The organism is Acrocarpospora catenulata, assembly GCF_018476525.1.
GTDB lineage: Bacteria > Actinomycetota > Actinomycetes > Streptosporangiales > Streptosporangiaceae > Acrocarpospora > Acrocarpospora catenulata.
Map to the genome: position 1 here is coordinate 202077 of NZ_JAHCST010000012.1, position 19015 is coordinate 221091.

The window sequence follows — 19015 nt, forward strand, 5'->3', positions numbered from 1 at the left end:
TCCTCGCCGGCCGCTACCGGTCCAGCCTGCCCGCCCTGTCCCGCAGGTAGCGCTGCTCGGGCAGGCTCGTGGTGCGCCGGGCCGCCAGCCGGTAGTTCTCCCGCGCGGCGGCGTACTCGCCGGCCAGCTCCTGCAGGTGGGCGCGGACGGCGTGCAGGCGGTGGTGGCGGGCGATCCGGGGGTCGCCGTCCAGGCTTGCCAGCAGGACGAGTCCGGCCTGAGGCCCGCGGGTCATCGCGACCGCGACGGCGTGATTGAGCGTGGCCATCGGGTTCGGCGCGATCCGGGTGAGGATCGCGTACAGGATGCGGATCTGTTCCCAGTCGGTGTCCTCGGCCCGCGGCGCCTGAACGTGCAGCGCGGCGATCGCCGCCTGGAGCTGGTACGGGCCGAGGGGTGAGACGGCCATGGCGGCGGTGACCAGCGCCGTGCCCTCTTCGATCATGGCGGCGTCCCACCGGTCGCGGCGCTGCTCGGCCAGCGGTACCAGGGCGCCGTCCGGGCCGGTGCGGGCCGCGCGGCGGGCGTCGGTGAGCAGCATCAGCGCCAGCAGCCCGGCGCACTCACCGTCGCCGGGCAGGGACCGGTGCAGTACGCGGGTGAGCCGGATCGCCTCCGCGGTGAGCTCGCCGCGGTGCAGGTCCGGTCCTGAACTGGCGGTGTAGCCCTCGTTGAAGATCAGGTAGAGCACGTGCAGCACGGCGTCCAGGCGTCCGGCCCACTCCTGGGCGGCCGGCATGGCGAACGACGCGCCGGCGGATCTGATCCGCTGCTTGGCACGGCTGATCCGCGGCGCCATGGTGGCCTCCGGCACCAGGAACGCCCGCGCCACCTCGGCGGTGGTGAGCCCGCCGACGGCGCGCAGCGTGAGCGCCACCTGGGCGGCGGGCGTCAGCACCGGATGGCAGCACAGGAACAGCAGCGCGAGCGTGTCGTCCCGGTCGCCCGGGCTTTCGCCGCCCTGCCCCTCCCGTGCCGCCACGGTGATCTCGCGGCGGCGGCGGGCCCGCTCGCTGCGTACCTGATCGACCAGGCGGCGGGAGGCGACGGTGACCAGCCAGGCCCGCGGGCTTTCCGGGACGCCCTCGGCGGGCCAGCGCAGCGCCGCGGCGAGCAACGCCTCCTGCACCGCGTCCTCGCACTCCTCGAACCCGCCGTGGCGGCGCAGGAGCACGCCGAGGACCTGCGGCGCCAGGTCGCGCAGCAGGTCCCCCAGGCGTTCGGACGCGCTCAGCCGTCGGCCGTCCCCGCGAAGACCACCGGCCGCACCTCGACGCCGAGGCCCTGGACGCCGGCGTCCGGAATGAGCGCGGCCAGTTCCAGGGCACGCTCCCTGCTGTCGCATTCCACCAGGTAGTAGCCACCCAGGTACTCCTTGGCCTCAAGGTAGGGGCCGTCCGTCACCGCCGGGACGCCGTCCCGGATCCGGACCACTGCGCTCTGCGACGGGCCGGCCAGCGCGACGGTGCCGACCATCTCCCCGGACTTCGTGACGGTCTCCATGAACGCGCCGTGGCCGGTCATCACCTCGTTACGCTCCTGTTCGGTCAGGGCATCCCAGATCAGCGGGTTGTTATGCATGATCAACAAGAACTTCATGTGGTCTCCTTCGGTCGGAGGCCGGCAGCCCGGAGGCGCCGTCCGCCATGGAGTCGGAGCCCGGGCCGCATTCTTGCGGTCCCAGGCCGCAAATATCTCCCCGCGGCTCCGACCTTCTTCCCGAAGGGACGCCTGACCTGGGCGTTCCGCCCCGACAGCCCTGGAGTAGAGGAATGCACCTTCCGCGCATCGGCGTCAGCCTGCCGCACGTCGGCCCGTACGCCGGGCCCGACGCCGTCGTCGCCGTGGCCCAGGCGGCCGAGCGGCTCGGATTCCACGCCGTGTCCGCCAGCGACCGGCTGCTCATCCCCGCCGGGCCGGACTGGAGCAACGACGCGGGCCTGCCAGAATCCCACGTCTGGGAGTCGCTGGAGCTGCTGACCTGGGCGGCCGCGCACACGCGGCGGATCCGCGTGGCCACCGGCGTCCTGAACACGATCTTCCACTCGCCTGTCGTGCTGGCCCGCAGGCTGGCCACGCTCGACCGGCTGTCCCGGGGACGGCTGGACGTCGGCATCGGGCAGGGCGGCGGCACCCGGCAGCCGCCGTTCTACATCCCTGAGGAGTTCATCGCGGCCGGGGTGCCCGCCGGTCGCAGGGGGGCGGGGTTCGTCGAGCACACGGCCGCGATGCGGGCCTGCTGGGCTCCCGACCCCGTCGAGTTCCGCGGCAAGCACTACCAGATCCCGCGGTCCATGGTCGGTCCCAAGCCGTGGGGGGACACCATCCCCCTGTTCATCGGCGCGATCACCCGTCCCACCATCGAACGGGCCGCCCGCGTCGGGGACGGCTTCATCACCGTCGCCGTCGACTGGGACGAGACCCGCACGCAGGTGCGCTGGTATCGCGACGCAGGCGGCGTCGGCGCCGTCGTGGTGAACGTCATCCCGGCCCCTCCCGGCACGCCGGTCTCCCCCGCCGCCTTCACCGACGCCGTACTGAACGACCTCGACCGGACCGCGGCCGTGGGCGCCGACGAAATGCACATCGCGCTCCACCTCCTGCCCGCCCACCCGCAGCAGCAGGTCGAACTGCTGGAAGGGCTCGCGGCGAAGCTTGATCTGCCGACGCCCTCGGCCACGCCGTAGAACCGCCCCCTTAGGCGCGCCGCGTGGAGGGCCTGGCGACCAGCGGGCCCAGGTCACGCTATCGGGGGGTCAGCACACAGAACTCATTGCCGTCCGGGTCTGCCATCAGCACCCGGCCGGCCCCGGGCCGGTCGCTGTCGATTCGGGTCGCTCCGAGGGAGATGAGACGGTCGACCTCCGCTTGCTGGTCACCGAGCTCAGGTGGGGCGAGGTCGAAGTGAAGTCTGTTCTTCCCGGTCTTCGGCATCAGCGGCGGACCGCCCCACGTGATCTTCGGGCCGCCGTGCGGTGAGCGGATCGCGGTCTCCTGGTCCTGGTCCCAGACCAACGGCCAGTTCAGCGCCTCGCTCCAGAAGTACCCGACCTCCCGCGTACCGTCGCACGAGAGCGCTCCGATGAATCCGCAGTCGGCGAGGAACTCGTTGCCCGGCCCGATGACGCAGAACTCGTTGCCTTCGGGGTCGGCGAGCACCACGTGGTCATCTTCCGGGTCCTGCCCGATGTCGATGTGCCGCCCACCGAGTTCGAGCGACCTCGCCACCGTCTCCTGCTGGTCCTCCAGGGACGTGCTCGTCAGATCGAAGTGGATCAGGTTCTGGCCGGTCTTCTTCTCCTGGGTCGGCAGGAATCGGATCCGGAACCCGGTGTCATCGCTCGGCAGGAGCGCGATGGAATCCTGGAGTTCGTCGGCCGTCTCCCAGCCCAGGACTGCGGCCCAGAAGCGCGCGACACGGAGCGGGTCGTTCGCGTCGAAGCAGAGCGCGACAAGCTGAGCAGTCATCCCGTGTCTCCAATCTGCTGACTCACCGGTGCCGACAGGCGGAACGCTAGCCCGCTGCAGGACCGCGACGCCAAACGTTTAATACTGTCGTAGGACAAAGGTAGGACGATACGATAACCGGCTATGTCATATCTCTCCGAGCTGTTCTCGCTCACCGACCGGGTCGCGCTCGTCACCGGAGGCAGCTCCGGCATCGGATACGGCATCGCCGAGGCCCTCGGCCGCGCCGGGGCCGCCGTGGTGCTGGTGGCCCGCCGCCCCGGCCCCCTCGCCGAGGCCACCGACCGGCTCCGCGGGCACGGCGTACGCGCGGCGGCCATCAGCGCCGACCTCGGCGACCGGGCCGCGCTCACCCGGGTGACCGCCGAGGCGGCCGGCCACTTCGGCGAGATCGACATCCTGGTCAACGACGCCGCCAACAACATCCGCCGCCCGATGGCCGAACTCACCCCCGCCGACTACGAGCAGACCATCGCCGTCAATCTCACCGCCCCCTACCTGCTCGGCCAGCACTTCGGCCCGCGCATGGCCGACCGCGGCTGGGGCCGGATCATCAACATCGGCTCCCAGCAGGCCCTGCGCGCCTTCGGCGACAGCGGCGTCTACGGCGTGGCCAAGGCCGCCCTGTGCGGGCTGTGCCGCTCCCAGGCCGAAGCCTGGACCCGGTACGGCGTCACCAGCAACGTCCTCATCCCCGGCTTCGTCCTCACCCCCCTCACCGAAGCCGCCCAGGCCATCCCCGGCCGCATCGAGGCCATGGCCGCCCGCACCATGACCGGCCGCAACAGCCTGCCCGCCGACTTCGCCGGCGCCGCCGTTCTGCTGGCCTCCCCCGCCTCCGCCGCCATCACCGGCCAGACCATCTGCGTGGACGGCGGCTTCTCCGTCGCCTGACCGCGCGGCCGAGATCGATTGGACCCCCGACCGCGCGAGGTGCTCGCGGCCCCGCAGCAGCGCGGTGTCCGCGAGCTGAGATCGAGCGTCCAACCATGCGTCCATCGGCCGCCCGCCCCCGCGTCCGGATTCGAAGGGGGAAGGGGAATCCGGACGGGGGCAGCCGATGGACGCACGGGGTCCAGGGGCCGCGGGTCTACTTGCGGCGGATCTCGCGGAGGCCGCGGCCGGGCGTCCAGCTGGTGATCACGAGTTCGTCCCCCTCGACATGGGTGAGCACGGCTTCACCGATGTCGATGCGGAACAGATGGAAGGACGACCCCGGCGGGCCGCCGTATCCGGCGATGACCTCCGGGTCGGTGATCTCCACGACGTGCCCGGCGAGCTTGGCGTCCCCCTGCCAGGCGTCCGGGTTCTCAGGCGGGTCGGCGGACGGGCTGTGCACCGCGATCCGCGGATCCCGCCGCAGGTCGAGCGCCTTCATCGCACCCGGCATGGAGCCCAGCCACGCCTCCCCGTCCTTGAACTCCACCTCGGTCCCGCTGATGCGCGGCGAACCGTCGCGGCGCAGCGTCGCCATGGTCTTGTGCTTGCCCGTGCCCATCACCGCCAGGACGCGGGCAGCGAAGTCCGGCACCGCCTTCTCGATCTCCTGCCATGAAGCCATGCCGCCATCGTGCCCGCCGCCACCGACAAAATCGGCTCCACTCGGAGCCGGGTTGAGGTTTTGCCCGAAAATTCGGTTTTCCCCAACCCAGCGGCTTTACTATGTAGATTAATTAGACAGCCGGTCCAGGAGCAGGCGGGTGATCTCCTCCGGGCGTTCCATGCCCGGCAGGTGACCCGCCCACGGCAGTTCCAGCAGCTCGGCCGAAGCCAGCTCACGGGCCAGGTGACGCCCGGTCTCCCGGAAGTAGGGAAGGTCCTGGGCGCCGATCACGACCAGCGTGGGTGCGGTGATGACCGTCAGATCGATGGCGGGTTTGACGAACTCCAGGTCCTCGGCCGCCGCCAGCTGCAGCTCGAAGGCGTTGCGCTGCATGAGAGCCAGGCGGGCGTGCGCCTCGGGGGCCGCCTCCGGGCCGAGCCAGGTGCGTACGTTGAGCTCGACGGCCCCGTCCAGATCGCCCGCCTCCAGCAGCCGATCCTCCTGATCACCGAACTCGGCCAGCTCGGGCGTGGGCGGCAACCCGGCGCCGGCGTTGAGCAGCACCAGCCGGGAAACCAGGTCGGGCCGGAGCGTGGCCAGCTGAAGGGCGACCTCACCACCACCGGAGGCCCCGACCACCGCCACCGGCCCGGTCCCCAGCCGATCCAGCAGCTCGGCCGCGTCCCCCGCATGGGAGAAAGGCCCGTCGGCGGCACACGGAGTCCGGCCGTAACCACGGAAATCCATGCGAATGACACGGAAGGCACCGGCCAGCTCCGGCCATTGCGGGTCCCACATGCCGGAGTCGGCGGCCGTGGAATGAAGCAGCAGCACGGGAGGGCCGTCTCCGGCCTCCTCCCACCAAGGGCTCATCGCAGACACCCGGTCATGCTCCCGCCCAACCCAGGCACCCGCAATCGGTTTAACGACCGACCCGGCTGCGGCTCCCCTGCCCCCGAAACGGACGCCCCGCATCCGTCAGCCGGACGGCTCATTGCCCCGGTGAAGGCCGAACGCCAGATACAGTACGGCGGCGATCACCGCCCACGCCGCGGTGCCGATTCCCAGGACGAGCGGAACGGGCAGCCGGGTGGCCGTCGCCCAGACGCACACCGCGAAGGCGATCATGCCCACGGCGCCCAGCACCGCGCCCCGGACATCCTGGACGGCGGGCGCACGCCGATGTTCCTCCTCCTCGATGAGGGTCAGCGTGGCGGCCAGGATGGCGGGAAAGGCCAGGAACACTCCCCCGGCCACCGGCCCCCAGTGCAGCCCGACCAGGCCGGCGATCACCGAGACCAGCGCGCCGAAGGCGAAGCGCACCACCAGCCCACGCACCGGCGTCTGCCGTATTTTCGACGGCCGCACCCGGATCCGGTTCCCCGCGCTCATGTGATCAGCACCCAGCCCGCGCCCGCGACGGCCGCCCACACGGCCAGCGCCGTCACCGAGCCCGCCAGGGCGCCCAGGCTGCGCACCAGGGGCACGGCCACCGCGCAGTAGGCGACCAGCGCCACCGATCCGGCGATCATGCCGAGCGCGGACTCCGCCAGCGGGCGGCTGCCCTGGTCCAGCACGGTGACCGTCATGCCCGCCAGCGCCACGGCGGGAGCGGCGGCGAAGATGCCGGCGAACCGCTTGGGCGTCACCGTCTCACCGGCCATGGCGAAGACCATCACGAGCAGGCCGCCGAGCAGCCCGCGCGCCACGATCAACCACACCTGACTCATCCGACTGTGAAGGCTCAGGCCGCCTCCACGGCCTCCCCGGCCTCCCGGAGGCGGGGGAAGCGGCGCTGGCTGGACAGCAGGTGGCCGATGGCGACGATGCCCACGACGGGCCAGTCCACCACACCCGCGGCTCCCAACCCGACCAGGACCGCGTAGAAGACGAGGTGCTCGGGCCTGACATCCATGGATGCCTCCCTTCTATCGGCGATTGGCCGTTGGTGCCCTCCGGCATATCGGGTAAGCCCGTACGGCGGTAAAGGTCGGTAAAGAGGACCGAACCGCGGTCAGACGCCGTACATCTTGGCCAGTTCCCTGACGGCTTCGGCCATCAGGTCGCGCAGCTCGGGCGGGTCCAGGACCTCCAGGCCCGAGCCGAGGCGCAGCAGTTGCCAGCGGGCGTGGCGCAGCGACTCGATGGGGACCGAGAGCAGGATCCGGCCGTCGGGGTCGGAGGTGGCGGCGGCCAGGGACTCCTCGACGGTGTCGTTGCCGAGGGTGTAACGGAGCAGGCCCAGGGAGTCGGGGTGGAGGCGGATGCGGGCGGTGCCGGTGTACATGCGGGCGGCGAAGTCGGCGGCGAAGCGGCGCCAGAAGTCGACCAGGTCGAAGTCGGGGCGGCGTTCGAAGCGGCCGGGCAGGGGGTGCACCGACAGGATGCGGGCGATGCGGTAGGTGCGGAAGTCGCCGGAGGTCTCGGCGGCCAGGTACCAGGAGCCGCCTTTGAGCACCAGGCCGTAGGGGTGGATGTCGCGTTCGACCTCCTCGGGGCCCCAGCGGCGGTAGCGCATGCGCAGCGGCCGCTGCTCCCAGACGGCCTCGGCCACCTCGGCCAGGTGCGGGACCTCCTCGCCTGACCGGTACCAGCCGGGCACGTCCAGGTGGAAGCGTTCGCGCATCATGGCCGCCTGGGAGCGGGGTTCGGGCGGCAGCGCGGCCAGCACCTTCAGCTCGGCGGCGGCGGCCACCTCGCCGAGGCCGAGGTCCGCGGCGGGTCCGGGCAGCCCGGCCAGGAAGAGCGAGGCGGCCTCGGCGGCGGTCAGCCCGGTGAGCCGGGTGCGGTAGCCGTCCAGCAACTGGTATCCCCCGGCGGGGCCGCGGTCGGCGTACACGGGCACGCCGGCGGCGGACAGGGCCTCCACGTCGCGGTAGACGGTGCGGATGGACACCTCGAGCTCGGTGGAGATCTCGGCGGCGGTCATCCGGCCGCGGGTCTGGAGCAGCAGCAGGAGGGAGAGCAACCGGCTGGCACGCATACGCCCAAGTGTGCCCGATTGCGTATCGAACATTGCTTGTGTTCAAATGCACACATGGAAGGTGCCGACCGGATTCGGGCGATCATGAACGCGCTGCGCGTCAACGACAGCGTCTCGGTGGCCGAGCTGGCCGCCAGGCATGGCGTCTCGGAGATGACCATCCGCCGCGACCTGGACGAGCTCGCCCAGCAGGGCGTCGTGCGCCGCGTCCGCGGCGGCGCGCTCAGCCTGCTGCTGCGCGGCGAGGAACCCCCCTTCGGCGTACGGGAGCGGGAGGCGGTGGACGCCAAGCGCCGCATCGCCCAGGAGGTGGCCGCATTGCTGGCCGACGGCGAGGCGGTGGTGCTGGACGGCGGCACCACCACCCTGGAGGTGGCCCGCGCGGTGCACGACCGGCGGCTGACCGTGCTGCCGCTGGCCCTGCGCTGCGCCGACGAGCTGGCCCTGGCCCCCCGCGTCAAGCTCGTGCTGCCCGGCGGGGAGGTGCGGGCCGGCGAGCTGAACTTCGTCGGCCCGCTGACCGAGACCTCGCTGCGGGCGCTGCGTTTCGACACCGCGGTGATCGGCTGCTGCGGCATGTCGGCCGAGCACGGGGTCACCGCGCACGACCTGGAGGACGTGGCGGTCAAGCAGGCCGCCATCGCCTCGGCCCGGCGGGTCATCGTGGCCTGCGACTCCGGCAAGTTCACCCGCACCGCCTTCGGCGCGGTGTGCTCCTACGACAAGCTCGACGTGGTGGTCACCGACGTCGGCATTCCCCGTGACCAGCTCGACGCGCTCACCGGCGCCGGGGTGACGGTCCGGGTCACCTGACCCCCCTCCTTTACGAAGTAAGGAACGTCCCCCATGACGATCACCGCCCCCGACCGGGCCACGCTGCTGCGGGCCCGCCTGGCCGTGTACGGGCTGTTCATGATCGCCGGAATGGCGCTGGGCACCTGGACCTCCCGCATCCCGGCCATCAAGGACCGTCTGTCCCTCAGTGACGGCGAGCTGAGCCTGGGCCTGCTCGGCATCGCCGCCGGCGCCATCGCCGGCATGCAGGTCGTGGGCCGCCTGGTCGACCGGTACGGCAGCCGCCGCGTGATGATCCCCGTCGCCCTGGCCCAGGGAGTGGTGCTGCTGCTCCCGGCGTACGCGCCGAGCCTGCCGGCCCTGGCCGCGGCGATGTTCACCTTCGGGGTGGTGCACGGCGTGCTGGACGTGTCCATGAACGCCAACGCCGTGGTGGTGGAACGCGCCCACGCCCGGCCGATCATGTCCTCCTTCCACGCGGTGTTCAGCCTCGGCGGCTTCGCCGGAGCCGGGGTGGGCGGCCTGTTCGCCCACGCCCAGGCCAGCGTGCCGGTCACCTTCGGCACGGTCGGCGTGGTGATCACCGCGATGGCGGTGGTGTGCGCCCGCTGGGCGCTGCCCGACGCCTTCGACGCCGGGCGCGACCCCCAGCGGGAGGAGGGGCCCCAGGCGCGGCTCGGCGGGTGGGTGCTGTTCCTGGGCGTGCTGTCGTTCTGCTGCCTGGTCGGCGAGGGCGCCGCCGCCGACTGGAGCTCGGTCTACCTGGTGCAGGACCTGGCCGCCCAGGAGTCGGTGGGCGCGGTCGGCTACGCCGCCTTCTCGATCATGATGACCGCGGGGCGGCTGGCCGGGGACCGGCTGACCGCCCGGTTCGGGCCGGTGCTGCTGGTGCGCTGCTGCGGCGCGCTGGCCGGAACGGGCCTGCTGGCGGCGCTGCTGATCGGCCACCAGCTGGCCGGGGTGATCGGCTTCGGCCTGTTCGGGGCGGGCCTGTCGTGCATCATCCCGCAGGTGTTCTCCGCCGCCGGCCACCGCGACCCGGCCCAGTCCGGCCGCGCCCTGGCCCGGGTGGCCAGCCTGGGCTACCTGGGGCTGCTGGCCGGGCCGGTGCTGATCGGCGCCGCCGCCGAACTCACCTCGCTGCCGGTGGCGCTGGGCGTCCCGGCGGTGCTGGCCCTGTTCGTGGCCCTGGCCGCCCCCGCCCTGCGACCCTCCCGCGGCTGAGGGACAGCCTGAGGGACAGCCCCCTGGGGCGGGCCGGGGCGGCTGCCTACCGTGACCGTTATGACGCAGTTGCAGAACCGGCCGCAGTCGTGGCGGCCGACCGCCACCGAACGGGACGCCTGGGTGCGGGACGCGCTGCGCGCCGTGACCGGGCTCATCGCGGGCCCGGGCGGGTTCGCGCTCTACCTGCTCGGCGAGTACGTCTACGACCGGCGCCACCTGCTCTACCAACTGGGCGGGGAGCCGTACCAGGCGCTGAACACCCAGGGCCGCAGCGCGCCGGCCGGGACGGGGACCTTCAACGCGATGGGGTTCGTCGCCGGCGCCGGGTACGGGCGGACGCTGTCGATCACCCCGGCCCTGACCACCTCGGCGCAGGCCATGGGCATGCGGGCCGGGGACCCGGTCTCGGTCGCGCTGGCCGGGCAGACCAGCGGGTCCGGGCTGGTGGTACCGGGCCGCATCGGGTCCACCCTGCACGTGACCGTGCCCGCCGAGACGTACTCGGTGGCGGCGCTGGGCGCCAGCCGGTCGGGCCTGTTCCAGCAGCGGGACCCGGTGATCGGGACGGCCGGGGCGCAGACCGGGGGCGGGCCGGTGCTGCTGCCGCTGCTGGGCCGCGCCCCGCACCCGGCCACGCCCTTCCAGACGCGGCTGCCGCGCTGCCCGTGGTGCGGGAAGGAGGTGCGCGGGTCGGTGTTCGCCGCGATGCAACAGTGCCCGGCGCGGCTCCTGCCGCAGGTCGGCCAGGGCCATCGGGCCAGGCCCGCCGCGACGGTCTGCGGCGACTGCGGGCGCACCGTCGTCAACGGAAGCGGCCACACCTGGTTCTGCCGGGTGCTCAGCTTCCTGGACGACCTGTGATCAGATGGCCTGTCCCGGGTCCTCGCCGCCCGGCAGCGGGCTCGGGCTCTGCCCCCGGGTCTCGGTCTCCCCTGGGCTCGGCGAGGGCTGCATCGGCTCCGGCGAGGTCGGCACCGGCGGCGGCGTCGGCACGAACACGGTGGGCGGCAGCGGCCGCGCCGGGGTGACCTCGTCGTCGGAGCGGAACATCATCAGCCACAGGATGACCCCCGCCAGCAGCACCAGCGTGGCCAGCGCCACCGAGGCCAGCGTCACCGAGCGCACCGTCTCGGTCGGCGGCGGCGCCGGGGGCGGCGGCGCGGGCAGCGCCGGGTTGCGGTCCCCCAGCCAGTACGGCACGAAGTCCGGCCCGTGCCGGTCGCCGATCAGCATGCCCGAGACCATCACCGGCTCCAGGAACCGTTCAGCCCCGATCCCGCCCGGCGCGTACGGCACCGCCACCCAGGGGGCCTCACCGCCGTCCCAGGCCACCACCGGCGGGGTACCCGCCGCGCGCCGCATCCGGCCCACCCGCGACAGCAGCCCGCGCACCCCGCTGCGGGCCGCCTCACTGTCCTTGATCCCGGTCACGAACCGGTCCCTGGCCGCGGGGTCCAGCGCGGCGCCCCTGGTCAGCACGGCCACCGAGACCGCCCGGCCGTCCGCGCCCTGGGCCAGGTAGACCAGCCCGGCCGGGGCCGCCTGAAGACGCGCCTGCAGCACGAAAGGCCCCAGCCGGGGCGGGTCGCCGTACTGCAGTGGAGTGGCCATCTCCCTCATGAAAACACACCTGGTGTTCCCATCCGCCACAGCGGGCAGGGACAGACCATGGATTTCTGCCGGGGAGTCACGATTGAATAACACCCATGACCGTTGCTGAGGAAGAGCCGGGCACCAGTGTCGCCCGGGCCGCCGATGGGAACACCGACGCCGACCTGGGCGCGCTGCGCGAGGCCCTGAGCGAGGTGCGCCGGGTGATCGTCGGCCAGGACCACATGGTGGAACGGCTGCTGGTGGCGCTCCTGGCGCGGGGCCACTGCCTGCTGGAGGGCGTGCCCGGGGTGGCCAAGACGCTGGCCGCCTCCACGCTGGCCACCGTCGTCGGAGGCACGTTCGCGCGCATCCAGTTCACCCCCGACCTGGTTCCCAGCGACATCGTCGGCACCCGCGTCTACCATCCGAGCAGCGAACGCTTCGACGTCGAGCTGGGGCCGGTCTTCGTCAACTTCCTGCTGGCCGACGAGATCAACCGCGCCCCCGCCAAGGTGCAGTCGGCGCTGCTGGAGGTCATGGCCGAACGCCAGGTCACCCTGGCCGGCGTCACCCACCGGCTGCCCCGCCCGTTCGTGGTGCTGGCCACCCAGAACCCGATCGAGTCCGAGGGCGTCTACCCCCTGCCGGAGGTGCAGCGCGACCGGTTCCTGTTCAAGGTGCGGGTGGCCCACCCCACCGCGCACGAGGAACTGGAGATCCTGCACCGGATGAGCGTCACCCCGCCGGTGCCGGAGAAGGTGCTCGACCCGGACCGGCTGCTGGCCCTGCAGCAGACCGCCGAGGAGGTCTCGGTCCACCAGCTGGTCGCCGACTACGTGGTCCGCCTGGTCATGGCCACCCGCAACCCCGCCGAGTACGGGCTGCGCGAGCTGGAGGAGACCATCGAGATCGGGGTCAGCCCGCGCGCCACCCTCGGCCTGGTGGCCGCCGGGCGGGCGCTGGCCCTGCTGCGCGGCCGCGACTACCTGCTCCCCGACGACATCCGCGACGTCGCCGTGGACGTGATGTCCCACCGGCTGATGCTCACCTTCGACGCCCTGGCCGACGGCATCGAACCGGAGGACGTGATCCGCCAGATCCTGCTGTCGGTGCCGCCGCCGCTGGTGGTCTGGAACCAGGGCCAGCGGTGAGCTCCCCGGAGCTGCGCCGCGCTCCGCACGCGGCGCTGCGGCGGCTGGAACTGACCGTGGTGCGCCGCCTGGACGGGCTGCTCCAGGGCGGCCACCAGGGGCTGCTGCCGGGACCCGGCAGCGAGCTCGGCGACACCCGGGTCTACGTGCCCGGCGAGGACGACGTGCGCCGGATGGACTGGGCGGTCACCGCCCGCACCACCATCCCGCACGTGCGGGACCTGATCGCCGACCGGGAACTGGAGACCTGGGCGCTGGCCGACATGTCGGCCAGCATGGACTTCGGCACCGCCGACACCGACAAACGCTCCCTGGTCATCGCCGCCCTGTCGGCGATCGGCTTCCTGGCCAGCCGGGTCGGCGACCGCTTCGGGGCGTACGTGATGCACGGCGAGGAACTGCACCGCTACCCCGCCAGGCCCGGCCGCCCGGCCCTGTTCGGGCTGCTCGCCTCGCTCACCGACGCGCCCCGCGCCACCGGCTCCACCGAACTCGGCGGCGCGATCGAGCTGATGGCCGCCGCGCACCGGCGGCGCGGCATGCGGGTGGTGGTCTCCGACTTCCTGGACGACCCCGCCACCTGGGAGCGCCCGATGCGGCGCCTGTCGGCCCGCCAGCAGGTGCTGGCCGTGGAGGTCATCGACCCGCGCGAGCTGGAACTGCCCGACGTCGGCTCGGTCACCCTGCTGGACCCCGAGACCGGCCACTCCCGTGACATCCACCTGTCCCGCCGGCTGCGCGAGCGGTACGCCGAGGCCGCCGCCGCCCAGCGCGAGGCCAACCGGGTGGCGCTGCGCCGCAGCGGGGCCGCCCACCTGGTGCTCCGCACCGACCGGGACTGGGTGTTCGACATCGCCCAGTTCGTCCTGCAGCAACGCCGGACCGCCCACCTCCTGGCCCGGAGGGCACGCGCATGATCTTCCTGTCCCCCGCCTGGCTCTGGTTGTTCGCCGCCCTGGCCGTGCTGGCCGCCGTCTACGTGGTGCTCCAGTTCACCCGCCGGCGGTACGCGGTGCGCTTCACCAACCTGGCGCTGCTGGCCCTGGTGGCCCCCGAGCGGCCCGGCTGGCGGCGGCACGTGGCCGCGGCGCTGTTCCTGGTCATGATGAGCCTGCTGGTGCTGGGCGCGGCCCGTCCTGCCGACGCGGTCCGGGTGCCCAGGGACCGGGCCACCATCATGATCGCGATCGACATCTCGCTGTCCATGGAGGCGGCCGACGTGCCGCCGAGCCGGATGATCGCGGCCAGGCAGGCGGCCGAGACCTTCGTCCAGGAGCTGCCGGAGCGCTTCAACGTGGGCGTGGTCTCCTTCGCCCGCTCGGCCGCGGTGGCCATCCCGCCCACCACCGACCACGCCGCCGTGATCAACACCATCCGGAACCTGACCACCCGGCCGGGCACCGCCATCGGCGAGGCCGTCTTCAACTCGCTGGACGCCATCCGCTCCTTCGACCAGCAGGCCGTCACCGACCCGCCCCCCGCCGCCATCGTGCTGCTGTCCGACGGCGACAACACCTCCGGCCGCTCGGTCAACGAGGCCATCGAGGCCGCGCTGGGCGCCAAGGTCCCGGTCTCCACGATCGCGTACGGCACGCCGGAGGGCACCGTGGCCATCGACGGCCGCGACGTACAGGTGCCGGTCAACAAACAGACCCTGCAGTCCCTGGCCGACGGCACCTCAGGCCGCTCCTACACCGCGGAGTCGGGCGCGGAACTCCGCGACGTCTACGACCAGATCGGCACCTCCCTCGGCTACAAAATCGTCCACCAGGAGATCACCCAACGCTTCATCATCGCCGCCATCCTGGCCGGCGTCCTGGTCTCAGGCGCCGCCCTCGTCCTGGGCACCCGTGTGCCGTGACATTGGCCGCGCCTCCGGCACGGCGGCCCGGCTGTGACATTGGGCCCGCCTCCGGCCGGGCCGGCCCGGCAGCGGCCGGGCAAACCTCACATTTGGCCTAGAAAGCTGATTGCCGGGGAGAGGGCTGGGTGGCCTGGGCGGTGGTCCGGGATTGGTAACGTTGCGGGGCGTGAGCAACGGCGGCGCGCACTACTTCCAGGAGCGGCCCCAGGCCCCCTCGCGGCCCGGGTCGGTCGATCTGGCGCTGCCCGACCTGCACCTGCGCCTGGAGACCGACAGCGGCGTGTTCTCCCCCGAGCGCGTCGACCTGGGCACCCGCATCCTGCTGGAGTCGGTCCCCCGCCCGCCCGCCACCGGCGACCTGCTCGACCTGGGCTGCGGCTACGGCCCGATCGCGCTCACCATGGCCGCCCGCGCCCCGGAGGCGACCGTCTGGGCCGTCGACGTCAACCGCCGCTGCCTGGAGCTCACCGCACGCAACGCCACGGCCGCCGCCCTTGACAAAGTAAGGTCGGTGCACGTGGACGAGGTCCCGCCCGAGCTGCGCTTCCGCGCGATCTGGTCCAACCCGGCCATCCGCATCGGCAAGCCCGCCCTGCACGCCATGCTCACCCAGTGGCTGGACCGCCTCACCCCCGACGGCGTGGCCTACCTGGTCGTCCAGAAACACCTGGGCTCGGACTCCCTGCAACGCTGGCTGACCGAACAGGGCTGGACCACCACCCGCCACGCCTCCCGCGCCACCTACCGCATCCTGAAAGTGACCCCGCGATGAGCACCCCCAGCCCGCGCCGCCAGCTCCGGCCGACCGACGTCAAGCGGCTCAACCGCACCTGGCGACGGAACACCGACGCGCGCCTGGCGCTCATCCTGGAGTCGGTGACCGGCCCCTTCAACGTCGGCGGCATCTTCCGCACCGCCGCCGCCTTCGGCGTGGAGACCATCTGGCTGGCCGGCAACGCCACCCCGCCCACCAACCCCAAGGCCCAGAAGACCGCCCTGGGCACCGACCGCCTGCTCACCTGGCACCCCCCCGTCCCCGCCGCCGAGGCCGTCAAGGCCGCCCACCAGGACGGCTACCGCGTCATCGCCCTGGAACTCACCACCGACGCCCTCCCCCTCCACGAATCCCCCCTCACCGGCGACATCTGCATCGCCGTCGGCAACGAGGACCACGGCTGCTCCCCCGCCCTCCTGGACGCCTGCGACGCCACCACCTACATCCCCCAAACCGGCCGAGTCGGCTCCCTCAACGTCGCCACCGCCACCGCCATCGCCCTGGCCGAATCCCGCCGCCAGTCGTGGACCAGTTCAGGTTGACCCAAACAAAATTCGTTAAGGTTAACCTATACATGTGATGGATCTGGCGAAGCCCGGCACGGTGCTGGACCGTGTCCACGAGTGGGAGCTGCTGCGCGGTTTCCTCATCGACCCAGCGCCCCAGCTGCGCCTGGCGATAGTGTCCGGGCGCCGCCGCCACGGCAAGTCCTTCCTGCTCCAGGCCCTCACCCGGGCCTGCGGCGGCCTCTATCTGACGGCAGTCCAGGAGGAGGGCCGCATCCCGGCCCTGCGCCGGTTCACCGAGGCCATCGCGGCACACGCCGGCCTGCCGGCCGGGGCGCTGCAGCTGACCGACTGGCGCGAGGTGCTGACCACCGCCCTGGAGGTGGCCGGACGCACCGGAGGCGCTCCCCTGGTGGTCGTCGACGAGCTCCCGTACCTGATGCAGCACTCCCCCGAGGTGCCCGGGTTCCTGCAGCTGATCTACGACCAGTCCCAGGCCGGGCAGGGTCCGGGCGGGCGCATGATCCTGTGCGGATCGGCGATGAGCGTGATGAGCGACCTGCTGACCGGCACCAAACCGCTGCGCGGCCGAGCGGTGGTCGATCTGCGGCTGGGCGCCTTCGACTTCCGTACCGCGCGGCGGCAGTGGGAGATCGAGGACCCCGCCACCGCGTTCCGGGTGGACGCCGTGGTGGGCGGCGCGCCCGGATACCGCCCGCTGGCGCCGGGACCGGCTCCCGCCGGGGTGGCGGAGTTCGGGGACTGGGTGTGCCGGACGCTGCTGGATCCGGGCCGCGCCCTGTACACCCGGGTGGAGGCGGAGTTCCTGCTCCGGGAGGACCCGCGTATCACCCACCGCACGCTCTACTACGACCTGCTGACGGCGGTCAGCGAGGGGGCGAGCACTCCGTCGAAGATCGGCGCCGTGCTGGAGCGGCCCCGCGCCTCGGTGGTGGCGCCGCTGGAGGTGCTGGAGTCGACCGGGTACCTGCGCAAGAGCCAGGACCTGCTGAAGGCGCGCAACCCGGTCATCACCGTCATCGATCCGATCATCCGGCTCAACCAGCTGGTCACCCTCCCGTTCGCCGACGAGATCGAGCGGGGCCGGGCCGGCCGGGTCTGGGCGGCCTCGCAGCCCACCGTCAACTCCAAGATCCTGGGTCCGCACTTCGAGGAGCTGGCCCGGGAATGGACCCGCTCCTTCGGCCAGGACGAGACCGGCTCGCGCTGGGGGCTGACCGGGGCCGCCGAAGTCGCCGACCCACGCGCCCGCACCAGGCACGAGGTCGATGTGCTCGCCCTGACCCCCGGTCAGCGCCCGCAGGCCCCGCGCGCCGGGATCGCCCTGATCGGCGAGGCCAAGGCGACCGTGCGCCCGCGCGGCGCCGCCGACCTGGAACGCCTGGAGCACATCCGCGGCCTACTCGCCGAACAGGGACACGACAGCGGCCAGGCCACCCTGGCCCTGTTCTCCCTGCACGGCTTCCACCCCGACCTCCAGCGCACCGCCGCCGGCCGCCGCGACGTGCTCCTGGTGGGCCTGAACACCCTGTACGGGGACGCGCCCGCCGGCTGATCCGGTCGGCCGACGCTCGTCGCGATTCGTCCAGGACGCCTGGGCTTCACCGGATGGTCGTTCGGTGATCACCGGTTGGGCGGGGTTGGGCGTTTACAGTCCGGGCGGGCTCAAGGTCAGGCCAGGCGAAAGGAACGCGATGGTTCGGCGTGGGAGTGTGCTGGCGGTTGTGGCGGCGTTGGGGTTGGGGGTGTGCCTGTCCGTAGGGGTGGCCAGTGCGGCCACCAGTACCTTCGGTCCGGTCGCGGACACGTACGTGGACAACAGCGCGACGGGGACCAACTACGGGACCTCGGGGCAGTTGGGGGCGGACAACTCGCCGGTGAAGCGGATCTTTCTGCGGTTCACCGTGTCGGGGGTGTCGGGGACGATCAGTTCGGTGAAGCTGCGGCTGCACACCGACGACGTGGCCGGGTCGGAGAGCAGCAGCGGCGGCACGTTCCGGGGGATGAGCTCGACCACCTGGTCGGAGACGTCCACCACCTGGAACAACCAGCCGGCCGTGGACGGGCCCACGCTGGGCTCGATCGGGTCGGTGGCCCGCAACGCCTGGTACGAGGTGGACGTGACCTCGTACGTGACGGGCAACGGCACCTACAGCATCGCCGTCACCTCGGCCAGCACCGACGGGGTGGACTACGACTCGCGGGAGAGCGGCGCCTCGACCGCCCCGCAGCTGGTGGTGACCACCGGCACGACCCCCAGCCCGTCGCCAAGCCCGAGCCCGTCCCCGGGCGGCGACCCGGTGCTGGTGGGCGCCGGTGACATCGCCACCTCCGGGTCCGGCGACACCGCGACGGCGGCGCTGCTGGACGGCATCCCCGGCACGGTCTTCACCCTCGGCGACAACGTGTACGACAACGGCACCGCCGCCGAGTTCAACAGCTACTACCACCCGACCTGGGGCCGGCACAAGGCGCGTACCCGGCCGGTGGCGGGCAACCACGACTACAACACCTCGGGCGCGACCGGCTACTACGGCTACTTCGGCTCGGCCGCCGGCGACCCGACCAAGGGCTACTACTCCTACGACCTGGGCAGCAACTGGCATGTGATCGTGCTCAACTCCAACTGCTCGGCGGTCCCCTGCGGCACCACCTCGGCGCAGGTCACCTGGCTGCGCGCCGACCTGGCCGCCAACACCCGGCCGTGCACGGTCGCCATGTGGCACCACCCGCGCTACACCTCGGGCGCCAACCACGCCCCCAACAGCTCGGTGGCGCCGTTCGTGCAGGCCCTGTACGACGCCAACGCCGACCTGATCCTGACCGGCCACAACCACCAGTACGAGCGGTTCGCCCCCATCAACCCGGCCAACCAGCTGGACACCGCCCGCGGCATCCGCCACATCGTGGCCGGCATGGGCGGCGCCGGCCACTACGGCTTCGGCACCATCCTGCCCAACAGCGAGGCCCGCAACAGCGACACCCACGGCGTGCTCAAGCTGACCCTGCACCCCAACTCCTACAGCTGGCAGTTCGTGCCGGAGGCGGGCAGGACCTACGCCGACAGCGGCACCACCGCCTGCCACTGA

Annotated in this window: 22 protein-coding genes; 12 read left to right on the plus strand and 10 right to left on the minus strand. The window is 72.4% G+C overall.

Features of this window, described 5'->3' with window-relative positions; translation table 11 throughout:
- Positions 1–13: 13 nt before the first annotated feature.
- Together KIP79_RS15485 and KIP79_RS15490 are read right to left on the minus strand one after the other, a co-directional pair.
- On the minus strand, positions 14–1234 hold the full coding sequence (locus KIP79_RS15485; RefSeq protein WP_250213304.1) for an RNA polymerase sigma factor: 1221 nt from the start codon (positions 1232–1234) through the stop codon (positions 14–16).
- Complete coding sequence (locus KIP79_RS15490; protein WP_214105490.1) at positions 1231–1599, minus strand: YciI family protein; 369 nt, start codon at positions 1597–1599, stop codon at positions 1231–1233. The genes KIP79_RS15485 and KIP79_RS15490 overlap by 4 nt, the downstream gene beginning before the upstream one ends.
- A 173-nt stretch (positions 1600–1772) precedes the next feature.
- Between KIP79_RS15490 and KIP79_RS15495 the strand changes: the two genes are divergently transcribed.
- On the plus strand, positions 1773–2687 hold the full coding sequence (locus tag KIP79_RS15495) for a TIGR03619 family F420-dependent LLM class oxidoreductase (RefSeq protein WP_214105491.1): 915 nt from the start codon (positions 1773–1775) through the stop codon (positions 2685–2687).
- A gap of 58 nt (positions 2688–2745) precedes the next feature.
- Here KIP79_RS15495 and KIP79_RS15500 read toward each other — a convergent pair whose 3' ends face one another.
- Positions 2746–3468 (minus strand): VOC family protein, encoded by a 723-nt coding sequence (locus KIP79_RS15500; protein WP_214105492.1) that lies wholly within the window; start codon positions 3466–3468, stop codon positions 2746–2748.
- 123 nt (positions 3469–3591) lie between these two features.
- Between KIP79_RS15500 and KIP79_RS15505 the strand changes: the two genes are divergently transcribed.
- Positions 3592–4362 (plus strand): SDR family NAD(P)-dependent oxidoreductase, encoded by a 771-nt coding sequence (locus tag KIP79_RS15505; protein WP_214105493.1) that lies wholly within the window; start codon positions 3592–3594, stop codon positions 4360–4362.
- Between the two features lie 196 nt (positions 4363–4558).
- Here the strand turns inward: KIP79_RS15505 and KIP79_RS15510 are convergent, their stop codons facing one another.
- From KIP79_RS15510 to KIP79_RS15535, 6 genes are all read right to left on the minus strand, one after another.
- Complete coding sequence (locus tag KIP79_RS15510; protein WP_214105494.1) at positions 4559–5029, minus strand: pyridoxamine 5'-phosphate oxidase family protein; 471 nt, start codon at positions 5027–5029, stop codon at positions 4559–4561.
- Positions 5030–5137: 108 nt separating this feature from the next.
- Positions 5138–5884: an alpha/beta fold hydrolase gene (locus tag KIP79_RS15515; RefSeq protein WP_214105495.1), complete on the minus strand. Its 747-nt coding sequence runs from the start codon at positions 5882–5884 to the stop codon at positions 5138–5140.
- Positions 5885–5989: 105 nt separating this feature from the next.
- Positions 5990–6403, minus strand: coding sequence for a DUF3147 family protein (locus KIP79_RS15520; RefSeq protein ID WP_214105496.1), 414 nt, complete (start codon positions 6401–6403; stop codon positions 5990–5992).
- Entirely contained in the window at positions 6400–6741 is a 342-nt protein-coding gene (locus tag KIP79_RS15525) for a DUF3147 family protein (protein ID WP_214105497.1), read from the minus strand. Before KIP79_RS15525 ends, KIP79_RS15520 begins: the two co-directional genes overlap by 4 nt.
- Positions 6742–6755: 14 nt before the next feature.
- Positions 6756–6926, minus strand: coding sequence for a hypothetical protein (locus KIP79_RS15530; protein ID WP_214105498.1), 171 nt, complete (start codon positions 6924–6926; stop codon positions 6756–6758).
- 99 nt (positions 6927–7025) lie between these two features.
- Positions 7026–7994, minus strand: a complete 969-nt coding sequence (locus tag KIP79_RS15535; protein ID WP_214105499.1) for a helix-turn-helix transcriptional regulator — start codon at positions 7992–7994, stop codon at positions 7026–7028.
- A gap of 54 nt (positions 7995–8048) precedes the next feature.
- Here KIP79_RS15535 and KIP79_RS15540 point away from each other — a divergent pair, with 54 nt between their 5' ends.
- Genes KIP79_RS15540 through KIP79_RS15550 form a run of 3 tightly spaced genes read left to right on the plus strand, consistent with a single transcriptional unit; the run spans position 8049 to position 10877 of the window.
- Positions 8049–8807, plus strand: a complete 759-nt coding sequence (locus KIP79_RS15540) for a DeoR/GlpR family DNA-binding transcription regulator (protein ID WP_214105500.1) — start codon at positions 8049–8051, stop codon at positions 8805–8807.
- 33 nt (positions 8808–8840) lie between these two features.
- On the plus strand, positions 8841–10013 hold the full coding sequence (locus tag KIP79_RS15545; RefSeq protein ID WP_214105501.1) for an MFS transporter: 1173 nt from the start codon (positions 8841–8843) through the stop codon (positions 10011–10013).
- Positions 10014–10073: 60 nt separating this feature from the next.
- Positions 10074–10877, plus strand: coding sequence for a hypothetical protein (locus tag KIP79_RS15550; RefSeq protein WP_214105502.1), 804 nt, complete (start codon positions 10074–10076; stop codon positions 10875–10877).
- Here the strand turns inward: KIP79_RS15550 and KIP79_RS15555 are convergent, their stop codons facing one another.
- Positions 10878–11627, minus strand: a complete 750-nt coding sequence (locus tag KIP79_RS15555; RefSeq protein WP_250213260.1) for a hypothetical protein — start codon at positions 11625–11627, stop codon at positions 10878–10880.
- A 95-nt stretch (positions 11628–11722) separates the two neighbouring features.
- Here KIP79_RS15555 and KIP79_RS15560 point away from each other — a divergent pair, with 95 nt between their 5' ends.
- From KIP79_RS15560 to KIP79_RS15590, 7 genes are all read left to right on the plus strand, one after another.
- Entirely contained in the window at positions 11723–12760 is a 1038-nt protein-coding gene (locus KIP79_RS15560) for an AAA family ATPase (protein ID WP_214105504.1), read from the plus strand.
- Positions 12757–13677, plus strand: coding sequence for a DUF58 domain-containing protein (locus tag KIP79_RS15565; RefSeq protein ID WP_214105505.1), 921 nt, complete (start codon positions 12757–12759; stop codon positions 13675–13677). Before KIP79_RS15560 ends, KIP79_RS15565 begins: the two co-directional genes overlap by 4 nt.
- The gene (locus tag KIP79_RS15570; RefSeq protein WP_214105506.1) at positions 13674–14621 is read left to right on the plus strand and encodes a VWA domain-containing protein; all 948 of its coding nucleotides are present in this window, start codon (positions 13674–13676) and stop codon (positions 14619–14621) included. The genes KIP79_RS15565 and KIP79_RS15570 overlap by 4 nt, the downstream gene beginning before the upstream one ends.
- A 169-nt stretch (positions 14622–14790) precedes the next feature.
- Positions 14791–15396 carry a class I SAM-dependent methyltransferase gene (locus KIP79_RS15575; RefSeq protein ID WP_214105507.1) on the plus strand — a complete coding sequence of 202 codons (606 nt, stop codon included), beginning with the start codon at positions 14791–14793 and terminating at the stop codon, positions 15394–15396.
- Entirely contained in the window at positions 15393–15941 is a 549-nt protein-coding gene (locus KIP79_RS15580) for a TrmH family RNA methyltransferase (RefSeq protein ID WP_214105508.1), read from the plus strand. Before KIP79_RS15575 ends, KIP79_RS15580 begins: the two co-directional genes overlap by 4 nt.
- 37 nt (positions 15942–15978) lie before the next feature.
- Positions 15979–17481, plus strand: coding sequence for an AAA family ATPase (locus tag KIP79_RS15585; RefSeq protein WP_250213307.1), 1503 nt, complete (start codon positions 15979–15981; stop codon positions 17479–17481).
- A gap of 139 nt (positions 17482–17620) precedes the next feature.
- A complete protein-coding gene (locus tag KIP79_RS15590) occupies positions 17621–19015 on the plus strand; it encodes a CBM96 family carbohydrate-binding protein (protein WP_214105509.1) in 1395 nt (464 codons plus the stop codon).

Coding starts and splice junctions, on each gene's coding strand:
- KIP79_RS15505 (WP_214105493.1), top strand. CDS start 3,592: ATGTCATATCTCTCCGAGCTGTTCTCGCTCACCGACCGGGTCGCGCTC.
- KIP79_RS15560 (WP_214105504.1), top strand. CDS start 11,723: ATGACCGTTGCTGAGGAAGAGCCGGGCACCAGTGTCGCCCGGGCCGCC.
- KIP79_RS15585 (WP_250213307.1), top strand. CDS start 15,979: ATGGATCTGGCGAAGCCCGGCACGGTGCTGGACCGTGTCCACGAGTGG.
- KIP79_RS15490 (WP_214105490.1), bottom strand. CDS start 1,599: ATGAAGTTCTTGTTGATCATGCATAACAACCCGCTGATCTGGGATGCC.
- KIP79_RS15530 (WP_214105498.1), bottom strand. CDS start 6,926: ATGGATGTCAGGCCCGAGCACCTCGTCTTCTACGCGGTCCTGGTCGGG.
- KIP79_RS15540 (WP_214105500.1), top strand. CDS start 8,049: ATGGAAGGTGCCGACCGGATTCGGGCGATCATGAACGCGCTGCGCGTC.
- KIP79_RS15550 (WP_214105502.1), top strand. CDS start 10,074: ATGACGCAGTTGCAGAACCGGCCGCAGTCGTGGCGGCCGACCGCCACC.
- KIP79_RS15580 (WP_214105508.1), top strand. CDS start 15,393: ATGAGCACCCCCAGCCCGCGCCGCCAGCTCCGGCCGACCGACGTCAAG.
- KIP79_RS15545 (WP_214105501.1), top strand. CDS start 8,841: ATGACGATCACCGCCCCCGACCGGGCCACGCTGCTGCGGGCCCGCCTG.
- KIP79_RS15525 (WP_214105497.1), bottom strand. CDS start 6,741: ATGAGTCAGGTGTGGTTGATCGTGGCGCGCGGGCTGCTCGGCGGCCTG.
- KIP79_RS15510 (WP_214105494.1), bottom strand. CDS start 5,029: ATGGCTTCATGGCAGGAGATCGAGAAGGCGGTGCCGGACTTCGCTGCC.
- KIP79_RS15520 (WP_214105496.1), bottom strand. CDS start 6,403: ATGAGCGCGGGGAACCGGATCCGGGTGCGGCCGTCGAAAATACGGCAG.
- KIP79_RS15590 (WP_214105509.1), top strand. CDS start 17,621: ATGGTTCGGCGTGGGAGTGTGCTGGCGGTTGTGGCGGCGTTGGGGTTG.
- KIP79_RS15500 (WP_214105492.1), bottom strand. CDS start 3,468: ATGACTGCTCAGCTTGTCGCGCTCTGCTTCGACGCGAACGACCCGCTC.
- KIP79_RS15515 (WP_214105495.1), bottom strand. CDS start 5,884: ATGAGCCCTTGGTGGGAGGAGGCCGGAGACGGCCCTCCCGTGCTGCTG.
- KIP79_RS15495 (WP_214105491.1), top strand. CDS start 1,773: ATGCACCTTCCGCGCATCGGCGTCAGCCTGCCGCACGTCGGCCCGTAC.
- KIP79_RS15555 (WP_250213260.1), bottom strand. CDS start 11,627: ATGGCCACTCCACTGCAGTACGGCGACCCGCCCCGGCTGGGGCCTTTC.
- KIP79_RS15535 (WP_214105499.1), bottom strand. CDS start 7,994: ATGCGTGCCAGCCGGTTGCTCTCCCTCCTGCTGCTGCTCCAGACCCGC.
- KIP79_RS15570 (WP_214105506.1), top strand. CDS start 13,674: ATGATCTTCCTGTCCCCCGCCTGGCTCTGGTTGTTCGCCGCCCTGGCC.